At 60.3% G+C, this 12,428-nt stretch carries 12 protein-coding genes; 5 read left to right on the top strand and 7 right to left on the bottom strand.

All coding sequences use genetic code 11. The features are described 5' to 3' along the window. Positions 1–4 precede the first annotated feature (4 nt). On the bottom strand, positions 5–673 hold the full coding sequence (elbB, locus tag JIO00_RS28460; RefSeq protein ID WP_083375489.1) for an isoprenoid biosynthesis glyoxalase ElbB: 669 nt from the start codon (positions 671–673) through the stop codon (positions 5–7). A gap of 116 nt (positions 674–789) precedes the next feature. On the opposite strand from elbB, the gene JIO00_RS28455 reads away from it, so the two are divergent. After that, complete coding sequence (locus tag JIO00_RS28455; protein WP_102595300.1) at positions 790–2,025, top strand: sterol desaturase family protein; 1,236 nt, start codon at positions 790–792, stop codon at positions 2,023–2,025. Here the strand turns inward: JIO00_RS28455 and JIO00_RS28450 are convergent. Continuing rightward, positions 2,006–2,629, bottom strand: coding sequence for a DedA family protein (locus JIO00_RS28450; RefSeq protein WP_077747159.1), 624 nt, complete (start codon positions 2,627–2,629; stop codon positions 2,006–2,008). The two genes, JIO00_RS28455 and JIO00_RS28450, sit on opposite strands and share 20 nt — an antisense overlap. Before the next feature lie 206 nt (positions 2,630–2,835). Here JIO00_RS28450 and hemB point away from each other — a divergent pair, with 206 nt between their 5' ends. Together hemB and ppk1 are read left to right on the top strand one after the other, a co-directional pair. Then, positions 2,836–3,849 carry a porphobilinogen synthase gene (gene hemB / locus JIO00_RS28445; protein WP_010465043.1) on the top strand — a complete coding sequence of 338 codons (1,014 nt, stop codon included), beginning with the start codon at positions 2,836–2,838 and terminating at the stop codon, positions 3,847–3,849. Between the two features lie 18 nt (positions 3,850–3,867). Beyond that, positions 3,868–6,090 (top strand): polyphosphate kinase 1, encoded by a 2,223-nt coding sequence (gene ppk1 / locus JIO00_RS28440; protein WP_200667266.1) that lies wholly within the window; start codon positions 3,868–3,870, stop codon positions 6,088–6,090. Between the two features lie 195 nt (positions 6,091–6,285). On the opposite strand, the gene ppx is transcribed toward ppk1, so the two are convergent. From ppx to JIO00_RS28415, 5 genes are all read right to left on the bottom strand, one after another. Next, a complete protein-coding gene (gene ppx, locus JIO00_RS28435; RefSeq protein ID WP_010465038.1) occupies positions 6,286–7,788 on the bottom strand; it encodes an exopolyphosphatase in 1,503 nt (500 codons plus the stop codon). 243 nt (positions 7,789–8,031) lie between these two features. Then, entirely contained in the window at positions 8,032–8,769 is a 738-nt protein-coding gene (locus JIO00_RS28430; RefSeq protein ID WP_010465037.1) for an amino acid ABC transporter ATP-binding protein, read from the bottom strand. Further along, positions 8,756–9,406, bottom strand: a complete 651-nt coding sequence (locus JIO00_RS28425) for an amino acid ABC transporter permease (RefSeq protein WP_010465035.1) — start codon at positions 9,404–9,406, stop codon at positions 8,756–8,758. Before JIO00_RS28425 ends, JIO00_RS28430 begins: the two co-directional genes overlap by 14 nt. Beyond that, complete coding sequence (locus JIO00_RS28420) at positions 9,403–10,071, bottom strand: amino acid ABC transporter permease (RefSeq protein WP_010465033.1); 669 nt, start codon at positions 10,069–10,071, stop codon at positions 9,403–9,405. Before JIO00_RS28420 ends, JIO00_RS28425 begins: the two co-directional genes overlap by 4 nt. A 21-nt stretch (positions 10,072–10,092) precedes the next feature. After that, positions 10,093–10,878: a transporter substrate-binding domain-containing protein gene (locus JIO00_RS28415; RefSeq protein ID WP_172791904.1), complete on the bottom strand. Its 786-nt coding sequence runs from the start codon at positions 10,876–10,878 to the stop codon at positions 10,093–10,095. Positions 10,879–11,135: 257 nt separating this feature from the next. Here JIO00_RS28415 and JIO00_RS28410 point away from each other — a divergent pair, with 257 nt between their 5' ends. Together JIO00_RS28410 and trxA are read left to right on the top strand one after the other, a co-directional pair. Further along, complete coding sequence (locus tag JIO00_RS28410; protein ID WP_010465028.1) at positions 11,136–11,843, top strand: FadR/GntR family transcriptional regulator; 708 nt, start codon at positions 11,136–11,138, stop codon at positions 11,841–11,843. Positions 11,844–11,963: 120 nt separating this feature from the next. After that, complete coding sequence (gene trxA / locus JIO00_RS28405; RefSeq protein WP_008150340.1) at positions 11,964–12,293, top strand: thioredoxin TrxA; 330 nt, start codon at positions 11,964–11,966, stop codon at positions 12,291–12,293. Positions 12,294–12,428: the final 135 nt, after the last annotated feature.

The raw sequence follows: 12,428 nt of genomic DNA, 5'->3' as shown, positions 1-12,428 counted from the left end.
CGCGTTAAGCGTCGTTTTCGTGGGTCAGTTCGAGGACACGGTCAACCAGTTTGTTGATCCCCGAGGCGGCTTCGCTGATGCTCTGGGCCAGCATATAAGCCGGGGTGCAGACGAGTTTGCGCGCCTTGTCTTCGACGATGTCGCTCACTGCGCAATCCTGGTGAGTGGCGCCCATCTTGTTCATGGCGGCGGCGGTATCGGCGTCGCTGCCAATGGTGCAAGTCACGCCCGGCCCATAGATTTTCGCCGCCAGCGCCGGCGAAATGCACATCAACCCCACCGGTTTGCCCGCTTCGGCAAACGCTTCGGTCAGCGCCAGGACGTCCGGTTGGACGGTGCAACCGGCGCCTTCGATGGCGAAGTTCGACAGGTTCTTGGCCGCGCCAAACCCGCCCGGCACGATCAGCGCGTCGAAGTCTTCTACGCTGGCCTCACGAATGTCCTTGATGTTGCCCCGGGCGATCCGCGCCGATTCCACCAGCACGTTGCGTGACTCGGGCATTTCGTCGCCGGTCAGGTGATTGATCACATGCAATTGCGAGATATTGGGGGCAAAGCACTGCACCTCGGCGCCACGCTGGTCCAGGCGCAGCAAGGTAATCACGCTTTCGTGGATCTCGGCGCCGTCGTACACGCCACAGCCGGAAAGGATCACTGCAATTTTTTTGCTCATGGGTTTTTCTCCAGATTCATGGCGTTAAATGTCCACTAATTTGTCACTCGTTGCCATAGGGTTAATTCGCGGCTACACCTAGCATCTGTCCTCAAGATTCCGATCAGGGCGCGTCAATGGACTTCATTCTGTATGCGGTGCCGTTTTTCTTTGTGCTGATTGCCGTCGAGCTGCTGGCGGACCGTTGGCGCGGGTTGAGCAATTATCGGCTGGCGGACGCGATCAACAGCATCAGCACCGGGGTGTTGTCGACTACTACCGGCCTGTTGACCAAAGGCGTCGGCCTGGTGACCTATGCGTTTGCCCTCCAGCACCTGGCGCTGTTCGAACTGTCGGCCGACAGCGTTTGGGTCTGGGTGTTTGCCTTTGTCCTCTATGACTTCTGCTACTACTGGCTGCACCGTATGGGCCATGAGCGCAACATCCTCTGGGCCGCGCACTCGGTGCATCACCAGAGTGAGGACTACAACCTCTCCACGGCCCTGCGCCAGACCAGTACCGGCTTTCTGCTGAGCTGGATTTTCTACCTGCCGATGGCGGTGCTCGGCGTGCCGTTGCTGGTGTTCATCAGCGTTGCTGCGCTCAACTTGCTCTATCAGTTCTGGGTGCATACCAAACACATTCCCAAGCTCGGCTGGTTCGAGTGGTTCTTTGTCACGCCGTCCAATCATCGGGCTCACCATGCACAGAACGCTCTCTACATGGATCGCAACTACGGCGGGGTGTTCATTATTTGGGACCGTCTATTCGGCTCGTTCCAGGAAGAGGACGACAACGAGCCGGTGATTTTCGGCGTGACCACGCCGTTGGCAAGCTGGAATCCGTTGTGGGCGAACGTGCAGTTTTACGCACAGCTTTGGGATGACGCGCGACGGGCTGAAAGCACATGGGACAAGCTGCGGATCTGGTTCATGCGCACCGGCTGGCGGCCGGCGGATGTGGCGGCCAAGTACCCGATGAACAAACCGGACCTGAGTCAGTTCCGCAAATTCGAGGTGCCGCTGGACGGGCGTCAGCAAGTGTATGTGGCGTTGCAGTTCTGCGTTTACATCGCGCTGGGCAGCTATTTGATGAACCTTGAGCCACGTTTGCCGACTGCCGCGCTGGTGTTGGGCTGGGGCGCAGTGGCGTTTGGCTTGTTTACGTTGGGCATGGCCCTGGAGAATCGCCCGCAGGCGTTGAAACTGGAGCTGTTGCGCCTGGCATCGAATGTGCCGCTGGTGTGGCTGGCGCCGGTAGTCGGGCTGTGGCCGGCCAGCGCGGTGGGCTGGATCGGCCTGTTCAGCTACAGCCTGCTCAGCGGCATCGGTCTCTACTGTTGCAGGGACCGCTTCACTCGGTTGGCGTCTTAGTCTCGGCTGCCTTGGCCAGCTCGGCTTGCTCGTCGGCGTAGATCTTCTTCGCCAGACGGGCATTCTTGAAACGCCGGCGCAGCCACAAGCCCAGGCCCAGTACCAGCAGGGCACCAAGCACCCACAGCTCGTACTTCTTGACGCTGCCCAGCATGCCCTCAAGCACCGCGCCGAAGTGATACGCCGCTGCGGCCAGTGCGGTCGCCCAGATCGCAGCACCAATCCCGTTGAGCAGCAGATAACGCCCCGGCGGATATCCCGACAGGCCGATCGCCACCGGCATGACCGTGCGCAATCCATAGACGAAGCGGAAACTCAGCACCCAGATGTCCGGGTGTTTGCGGATATGTTCCAGCGCCCGGTCACCCATCAGTTGCCAGCGTGGTTTGCGCGCCAGCAATTTGCGACCGTGTTTTCGCCCGAGGAAATACCACAGCTGATCGCCGGCATAACTGCCACAGAACGCCACGATCGTGACGATCTTGATGTCCATGTATCCGCGGAACGCGAGGAAGCCTGCGAGCACCAGAATGGTTTCGCCTTCGAAGAACGTGCCGAGAAAAAGGGCGAAGTAGCCGAATTCCTGAAGAAATTGTTGGAGCATTGTCTGGATGCTGGCGAAATGAACGCGCAGCCTACGCCTTCGTGCACATTCATGAAAGTGTCCAAATGTGTCTCGACGTGAACATTTCCTACAAGGACAATGGAATGCGACTACCTGCCGCAGGGGTGCACATAACTGTAATACCACGGTCATAATGGCCGCTTATAACTGTCACGCTCGCACGCCAGCGGGCTCAGGAGTCTGCCGTGAGCTTTACCCCCGCCAACCGTTTGTTTCCTGCAACCCGCCTGCGTCGCAATCGCCGTGATGATTTTTCGCGTCGACTGGTCCGTGAAAACGTTCTGACCGTCGACGATCTGATCCTGCCGGTGTTCGTGCTGGACGGTGAAAACCGTCGCGAAGCAGTCGCGTCGATGCCGGGGGTTGAGCGTCTGACCATCGATCTGTTGCTCGAAGAAGCGGCCAAGTGGGTCGAACTGGGGATTCCGGCAGTGGCGTTGTTCCCGGTCACGCCCCCGGAGCTCAAGTCCCTGGACGCCGCCGAAGCCTGGAACCCGAACGGCATCGCCCAACGCGCCACCCGCGCCTTGCGTGCGCAGTTCCCGGAACTGGGTGTGATCACTGACGTCGCTCTGGACCCGTTCACCACCCACGGCCAGGACGGCATTCTCGACGAAGAGGGCTACGTGCAGAACGACATTACCGTCGATGCCCTGGTCAAGCAGGCGCTATCCCACGCCGAGGCCGGCGCACAGGTGGTAGCCCCGTCGGACATGATGGACGGTCGCATCCAGGCCATCCGCGAAGCGCTGGAGCTGGCCGATCACGTCAACGTGCGGATCATGGCTTACTCTGCCAAGTACGCGAGCGCCTATTACGGCCCGTTCCGCGATGCGGTAGGTTCGGCGCTGAACCTGGGCAAGGCCAACAAGGCCTCCTATCAGATGGACCCGGCCAACAGCAACGAAGCCCTGCACGAAGTGGCGGCGGACTTGTCAGAAGGCGCGGACATGGTCATGGTCAAGCCAGGCATGCCGTATCTGGACATCCTTTACCGGGTCAAAGAAGAATTTAAAGTGCCGACCTTTGTTTATCAGGTCAGCGGTGAATACGCCATGCACATGGCGGCCATCCAGAATGGCTGGTTGAGCGAAGGGGTTATCCTCGAATCCCTGACCGCTTTCAAACGTGCAGGAGCTGATGGCATCCTGACTTACTTTGCCGTGCGCGCCGCTCAATTGTTACGAGAGCAGAAATAGCCCTCCCAGGAACATTCCATGAATACCGAAGGACTCACTGAAGTTGCCGTAAAAGAAGCTCAACCCGTGGTCGAGCAAATCGCCGAGACGCCGCCGGAGCTGGAACCCGCTCCACCCGCGGCGGTGACCGAAACCGCAATAGCGGCGCCAGCGATTGCCATTCCCGGTCTGGATGACAGCAGCCTGTATATCCATCGCGAGCTCTCGCAACTGCAGTTCAACATCCGCGTGCTGGAACAGGCGCTGGATGAGTCCTACCCGTTGCTGGAGCGGCTGAAGTTCCTGCTGATCTTCTCCAGCAACCTGGACGAGTTCTTCGAGATTCGCGTGGCTGGCCTGAAGAAGCAGATCACCTTCGCCCGTGAGCAGGCCGGTGCCGATGGTCTGCAACCGCATCAGGCCCTGGCCCGCATCAGCGAGCTGGTACACGGTCACGTCGACCGTCAGTACGCGATCCTCAATGACATTCTGTTGCCGGAACTGGAAAAACATCAGGTCCGCTTCATCCGTCGGCGTCACTGGACCACCAAGATCAAGACCTGGGTGCGCCGCTATTTCCGCGACGAGATTGCGCCGATCATCACCCCGATCGGCCTCGACCCGACGCACCCGTTCCCGTTGCTGGTGAACAAGAGCCTGAACTTCATCGTCGAGCTCGAAGGCATCGACGCCTTCGGTCGCGATTCCGGTCTGGCGATCATCCCCGCGCCACGCTTGCTGCCGCGCGTGATCAAGTTGCCGGAAGAAGTGGGCGGCTCGGGCGACAACTATGTGTTCCTGTCGTCGATGATCCACGCGCACGCCGATGACCTGTTCCAGGGCATGAAGGTCAAGGGCTGCTACCAGTTCCGCCTGACCCGAAACGCTGACCTCGCGGTCGATACCGAAGACGTGGAAGACCTGGCCCGCGCCCTGCGCGGCGAGCTGTTCTCCCGTCGCTACGGTGACGCGGTGCGCCTGGAAGTGGCCGACACGTGCCCGAAACACCTGTCCGACTACTTGCTCAAGCAGTTCAACTTGCACGAGACCGAGCTGTATCAGGTCAACGGTCCGGTCAACCTGACCCGCCTGTTCAGCATCACCGGCCTGGACAGTCAGCGAGCGCTGCAATACACGCCGTTCACCCCGCAGATCCCGAAACTGCTGCAGAACAGCGAGAACATCTTCAGCGTGATCAGCAAGCAGGACATCCTGCTGCTGCACCCGTTCGAGTCCTTCACTCCCGTGGTCGACCTGCTGCGCCAGGCCGCGAAGGACCCGCATGTATTGGCGGTCCGCCAGACCCTGTACCGCTCCGGCGCCAACTCGGAAATTGTCGATGCGCTGGTGGATGCCGCGCGTAACGGCAAGGAAGTCACCGCGGTGATCGAGTTGCGTGCGCGCTTCGACGAAGAGTCCAACCTGCAACTGGCCAGCCGTCTGCAAGCGGCCGGTGCGGTGGTGATTTACGGCGTTGTGGGCTTCAAGACCCACGCCAAGATGATGCTGATTCTGCGTCGCGAAGCCGGCGAGATCGTGCGTTACGCCCACTTGGGTACCGGCAACTACCACGCGGCCAACGCCCGCTTGTACACCGACTACAGCTTGCTGACCTCGGACGACGCCTTGTGCGAAGACGTCGGCAAACTGTTCAGCCAGCTCATCGGCATGGGGAAAACCCTGCGCATGAAGAAGCTGCTGCACGCGCCATTCACGTTGAAGAAGGGCATGCTCGACATGATTGCCCGGGAAACCCAGTTCGCCCTCGATGGCAAACCGGCGCACATCATCGCCAAATTCAACTCGCTGACCGATCCGAAGATCATCCGCGCGCTGTACAAGGCCAGTCAGTCCGGGGTGCGTATCGATCTGGTGGTGCGCGGCATGTGCTGCCTGCGTCCGGGTATCGCCGGGGTGTCGCACAACATCCATGTGCGCTCGATCATCGGGCGTTTCCTGGAGCACACCCGGGTGTTCTACTTCCTCAATGGCGGTGAAGAGCAGATGTTCCTGTCCAGCGCCGACTGGATGGAGCGCAACCTCGACAAGCGCGTAGAGACTTGCTTCCCGGTCGAGGGCAAGAAGCTGATCATGAGGGTCAAGAAAGAGCTGGAGCTTTATCTGACCGACAACACCCACAGCTGGAGCCTGCAGGCGGACGGTCGCTACATCCGCAACACGCCGACCGGCAACCAGAACCCGCGCAGCGCGCAGGCGACCTTGCTGGAGCGGCTGGGCAGTCCGATTCTCGCCGTTCGCTGACGCAGATTCGGTTGGGCAAAAAAAGGGCGATCCACATGGATCGCCCTTTTTGGTTTCAGCTTCCTACCTGTGGCGAGGGAGCTTGCTCCCGCTGGACTGCGTAGCAGTCCCCTTCTTTTCAGGGATAGACGGGGGCGCTTCGCACCCCAGCGGGAGCAAGCTCCCTCGCCACAGGGAATGTGTTCGCTGCAGTTTTTAGCGCACGTTCAGCGTGAAGCTGACTCGGGTGAGCCATTCCGCTTCGAGAGCGAAGTCGGCCTGGGTCAGTTGGTTTTCGTCCAGCCAGTTTTCAGGGAACAACACATCGAGGCTGTCGCGTTTGGCGTGCAACACCACCTGAGGCATTTCCTGGGTGCCGCGGATGTGATGGAACAGGATCGCAAAGCGCAGCAGCACGCACAGGCGAATCAGCTTGATCCCGTCCTCGCCGAAATCGGCAAACCGGTCCCGGGGAATGTTGCGTCGGTGACCGCGCACCAACAACGCGAGCATCAGTTGGTCTTCACGGGAGAACCCGGCCAGGTCCGAGTGCTCGATCAGGTAGGCGCCGTGCTTGTGGTATTGATAATGAGCGATGTCCAGGCCCACTTCATGGACCTTGGCCGCCCAGCCGAGCAGTTCGCGCCAGACGCCGTCATCCAGTTCCCAATCCTTGGCCACCTGATCGAAGGCATGCAGGGCTTTGCGCTCGACCCGCGCCGCTTGTTCCAGATCGACGTGATAACGCTCCATCAACGAGCTGAGCGTGCGCTCACGGACGTCTTCATGGTGATGACGGCCCAGTAGGTCATAGAGCACGCCTTCGCGCAGGGCGCCTTCACAGTGATCCATGCGCTGCAGTTCTAGGGCGTCGAAGATCGCTTCGAGAATCGCCAGGCCGGCGGGGAAAATCGCGCGGCGGTCAGGCTTGATGCCTTCGAAGTCGATTTTCTCGACATCGCCCAGCTTCATCAGTTTGCGCTTGAGCCAGGCCAGGCCTTCGGCGTTGACCTCGCCCGTGCCATGACCGCCCGCCTTCAGCGCCAGGCCGATGGCGCGGATGGTGCCCGAGGAGCCGATGGCTTCATCCCAGGTCAGGCGATGCAGCGCGTGTTCGATGCTCATGATCTCCAGCCGCGCTGCGGTGTACGCCTGGGCGTAGCGGGCCGGGGTGATCTTGCCATCCTTGAAATAACGCTGGGTATAACTGACGCAGCCCATCTGCAGGCTTTCGCGCAGCAGCGGTTCGAAGCGCTGGCCGATAATGAATTCGGTACTGCCGCCGCCAATGTCGGCCACCAGGCGTTTGCCCGGGGTGTCGGCGAGGGTGTGGGACACGCCGAGGTAGATCAGGCGCGCTTCTTCACGGCCGGAGATGACTTCCACCGAGTGGCCGAGTATTTCTTCGGCGCGGCGGATGAATTCACCGCGGTTGCGGGCTTCACGCAGGGCGTTGGTGCCGACGATCCGCACGGCACCGGGCGGCATACCGTTGATCAGTTGGGCAAAACGCTTCAGGCAATCGAGCCCGCGCTGCATGGATTCTTCGTTGAGCTGACGCTCTTCGTCGATGCCGGCGGCCAGCTGAACTTTCTCCCCGAGGCGCTCGAGAATACGGATTTCGCCGTTCTGGGCCTTGGCCACGACCATGTGAAAGCTGTTGGAGCCCAGGTCGATTGCGGCGATCAGGGACAGATTCTTGGCTTGGGATTGCGGCATGGTCATGGGGTCTCGGTCGATAACCTCGACATCCTGCCACGATCAAACGCTGCCGCCAACGCGCAGCGTTCAAAGCCTTGATCCAGAGCACGGACGGCATGAGTTCCTGTGGCGAGGGAGCTTGCTCCCGCTCGACTGCGCAGCAGTCGCAAAACCTGCACATGCGATCCAGTGAAAACGAGGTGATAATTTTTAGGGCCGCTGCGCAGCCCAGCGGGAGCAAGCTCCCTCGCCACAAAAGGGTTAGCCTGCTGCTTCAACTGTGCCGATGAAGTTCGCCAGCTCCGCCGTCTGCGGGTTCGCAAACAGAATCTTCGGATCCCCCACCTCATGCACCTTGCCCTGATGCATGAACACCAACTTATCCCCAACCTCCCGGGCAAAGCGCATTTCATGGGTGACCATGATCAGCGTCATCCCTTCCTTGGCCAGTTGCCGGACCACGCTCAGCACTTCATTGACCAATTCCGGGTCCAGCGCTGACGTGATTTCGTCGCACAGCAAGACTTTGGGAGACATTGCCAACGCCCGGGCAATCGCTACGCGCTGCTGCTGCCCACCCGACAGCCGGTCCGGGAAGGCATCAAACTTCTCGCCCAGCCCGACCCGCTCCAGCATCTCCCGCGCCAGCTCGACCGCTTTGGCCTTCGGCACTTTCTGCACCACTTGCGGCGCGAGCATCACGTTCTCGCCCACGGTCAGGTGCGGGAACAGGTTGAACTGCTGGAACACCATCCCGACTTTCTGCCGCAAGGTGCGCAAATCGGCGCGAGCGGCATCGAGGTATTCGCCGTCGACCTCAATTACGCCGTCGTTGATCGACTCCAGGCCGTTGAGGGTGCGCAGCAAGGTGGATTTGCCCGAGCCGCTGCGGCCGATGATCGCCACCACCTGGCCTTCCTCGACGCTCAGGTCGATGCCTTTGAGCACATGGTGGTCGCCGTAATATTTATGCAGGGCCGAAATTCTAAGCAGAGGCATGCAGTCTCCTTTCCAGGTAGCGCGCACTGAGGGACAAGGGGTAGCAAAGCAGGAAGTAGCCGAGGGCGACGAGGCCGTAGACCATGAAGGGTTCGAATGTCGCGTTGGCGAGCATGCCGCCGGTCTTGGTCAGTTCGGTGAAACCGATGATCGAGGTCACGGCGGTGCCTTTGACCACTTGCACCGAGAAGCCCACGGTGGGTGCCACGGCGATCCGCAGCGCTTGCGGCAGAATCACGTAGCGCAGTTGCTCCAGCGGGTTGAGCGCCAGGCTTGACGAGGCTTCCCACTGACCATTGGGAATCGAATCGACGCAGCCGCGCCAGATCTCCGCCAGATAGGCGCTGGTAAACAGCGTCAGGGCCAGCGCCGCCGCCATCCACGGCGAAATCTCCACACCGGCCAGCGCCACGCCGAAAAACACCAGAAACAGCTGCATCAACAGCGGCGTACCCTGGAACAGCTCGATGTAAGTGCGGGCAATGTTACGCGGCAGAGGCTTTTTCGAGATGCGCATGACCATGATCAGCAAGCCGATCAGCCCGCCGCCGATAAACGCCACCAGCGATAACGCCAGGGTCCACTGCAGGCCGGTGAGCAGGTTGCGCACGACGTCCCAGAAGGTGAAATCGCTCATTGGCTGCTCCTTGATATGTAGCGACGGCCGATCCAGTTCAGCAGTTGGCGGATCAGCAGCGCCATGCACAGGTACAGCAGCGTGGTCAGGGCATAGGTTTCAAAGGCGCGGAAGTTGCGCGACTGAATGAAGTTGGCGGCAAAGCTCAATTCTTCGGTGGCGATTTGCGAACAGACCGCCGAGCCGAGCATGACGATGATGATCTGGCTGCTCAGGGCCGGCCAGACCTTGCCCAGCGCTGGCAGCAGCACCACGTGGCGGAACGCTTCGAATCGACTCATCGCCAAGGCCGCAGCGGCTTCCAGCTGTCCTCGGGGGATCGCCTGGATACCGGCGCGGATGATTTCGGTCGAGTAGGCACCGAGGTTGATCACCATCGCCAGCACCGCCGCCTGCCATTCGGAAATCTGTACTCCCAGCGACGGCAAGCCGAAGAAAATGAAAAACAGCTGCACCAGAAACGGCGTATTTCGGATCAACTCGACGTAGACCCCGAAGATCGCCGAGAACGGGCGAATGTTCCACGCCCGCACCAGCGCCCCGACGATGCCCAACCCCACACCCAGCACTGCGCCGATGGCCGTCAGTTCAAGGGTGAACAAGGCGCCGCGCAGTAGCAGATCGGTGTTTTGCACCACCGGCAGAAAGTCGAACTGATAGGCCATATCAAATCTCCCGAGCGACGATCAGAGGTCGGCCGGCAATGGCTCTTTCAGCCAGGTCTGGGAGTTTTTCTCCAGTGCGCCGTCGGTTTTGGCGGTGGCGAGGATCTGATTGACCTTGCCCAACAGCGCCGGCTCGTTCTTGTTCACGCCGACATAGACCGGCGAGTCCTTGAGCTTCACTTTCAACGCTGGAATGCGTTTAGGGTTCTTCTCGCTGATCGCGACCATCACCACGTTGCCGCTGGCGATGAGGTCGACTTGCCCGGCGATGTAGGCGGCAATGGTCGAGTTGTTGTCTTCGAAGCGTTTGATGGTCACACCTTCGGGAGCGACTTTGGTCAGCTCGATGTCTTCGATGGCGCCCCGGGTGACGCTGACGGTTTTACCCTTGAGGTCGTCCAGGCCTTTGATGTCGGCATCCGGCGGACCGAACACGGCGAGGTAGAACGGCGCATAGGCGCTGGAGAAGTCGATGACTTTCTCGCGCTCGGGGTTCTTGCCCAGGCTGGAGATCACCAGGTCGACCTTGCCGGTGGTCAGGAATGGAATGCGGTTGGTGCTGTTGACCGGGGTCAGTTCAAGTTTGACCTTGAGTTGCTCGGCCAGCAGTTTGGCGGTGTCGATGTCGAGGCCGCGGGGTTTCATGTCCGGGCCGACCGAGCCGAACGGCGGAAAGTCCTGAGGCACGGCGACCTTGAGGACGCCGCGTTTGACTACATCCTCCAGGCCGTCGGCGTGAGCGGGTGCCTGGCTCAACATCAGGCTGGCAAACAGGGCAGTGAGAAGGGCGCTGTAACGCAGGGTCATGGCGAATCTCCGAATCGACGAGGAATGAATTCTGCGGATCGACAGAGCACGGGCCATGCCAAGAAGCGGATTTGGGGGCCGCAGGCCACGGTTTTACTGGATTCTTTCGGTCTTACTGGTCTGAACAGTGGATGGGCATTTCGCACCCTCATGGCGCATCCGTGAAATGTGCCGAACCCCCATGGGGCACGACTTGCCGAGGGCTGCGAATAGCTTTACAACTAGCCGCTCATTGTCCTGGTTCGTCTGAAAAAACCATGAATTCGATTTCCAGAGCCGTACCTGAAGTGGCGCTGCAAGCCATCCGTAAACTGATCACCGAACAGGGTTTCGCGCCGGGCGATGCCTTGCCTTCGCAGCGAGATCTGGCGGTGCAATTGGGGGTGAGTCGGGCGTCCCTGCGTGAGGCGCTGTCGTCGTTGAGTGCGTTGGGCGTGATCAGCATTCAGCCGGGCAAGGGCGTATTCGTGCAGTCGCCGGTGGATTTGCCGCGCGGCGATGCGGCACTGAGCTGGCCCTTCGCAGCCCAGGCATCGCCGTTGGATATTTTCCAGTTGCGTTATGCCCTGGAAGGTTTTGCCGCCGGTTTGGCCGCGGTGACCCTGAGCACTCACGAGCTCGATACGCTGGAAGACAACGTGGCCGCCATGCGCAACGAATTGAAGGCAGGCGACTTCGAGGCAGCGGCACGACTGGATTTCGATTTTCACCGACGCATCCTGCTGGCCAGCGGTAATCAGGCGATGCTGAGCATCCTCACGGCCAGCGCCGACATCTTTTTGGAGAGCCAGAAGCTACCGTTCATCCGGGCCGAACGCGCCATGGAAACCTGGCAGGAACACCGCAAAATCCTCCGTGCGCTAGCCCGGCGTTCGTCCGGCGCGGCGCAGAAAGCCATGCAGGAACATGTACGCAATGCAGCCCTGCGTACCGGAATTGCCTTCGTCGCTCCCGCCACCCCGTGACTTGAGCTATACCCAAAGTCATGCGCCACCATAGCGAGACTCAATCAACTGCACCTTCCTGAACGAGGGAAGGGCGGCTATGATGGGCCACGTTTTTTTGCTTACAACCTGGAGACTTCCATGAGCAGCGATCTTATCAAACACGTCACCGACGCTAGCTTCGACGTCGACGTCCTCAAGGCCGAAGGCGCTGTACTGGTCGACTACTGGGCTGAATGGTGCGGCCCTTGCAAAATGATCGCTCCTGTCCTGGACGAAATTGCTGAAACCTACAAAGGCAAACTGACCGTTGCCAAGCTGAACATCGACGAGAACCAGGAAACCCCGGCCAAGCATGGCGTGCGTGGTATCCCGACTCTGATGCTGTTCAAGAACGGCAACGTTGAAGCGACCAAGGTCGGCGCACTGTCGAAGTCGCAACTGGCGGCCTTCCTCGACGCCAACATTTAAGCGTTGTTATAAAGCGTCAGGAAAAGGCCCCGCATATTGCGGGGCCTTTTCGTTATTGAGGGCTAGACGCTCCGAAACTCAGGTGGTACATTCGGCCCCGCACTGGTTTCTCCATTGCCCCCTGCTAGCCGTCGC

The organism is Pseudomonas sp. SW-3 (assembly GCF_016615645.1).
Classification (GTDB): domain Bacteria; phylum Pseudomonadota; class Gammaproteobacteria; order Pseudomonadales; family Pseudomonadaceae; genus Aquipseudomonas; species Aquipseudomonas mandelii.
Note: the sequence above shows the minus strand (reverse complement) of the source record. Positions and strands in the feature narration are given on the sequence as shown.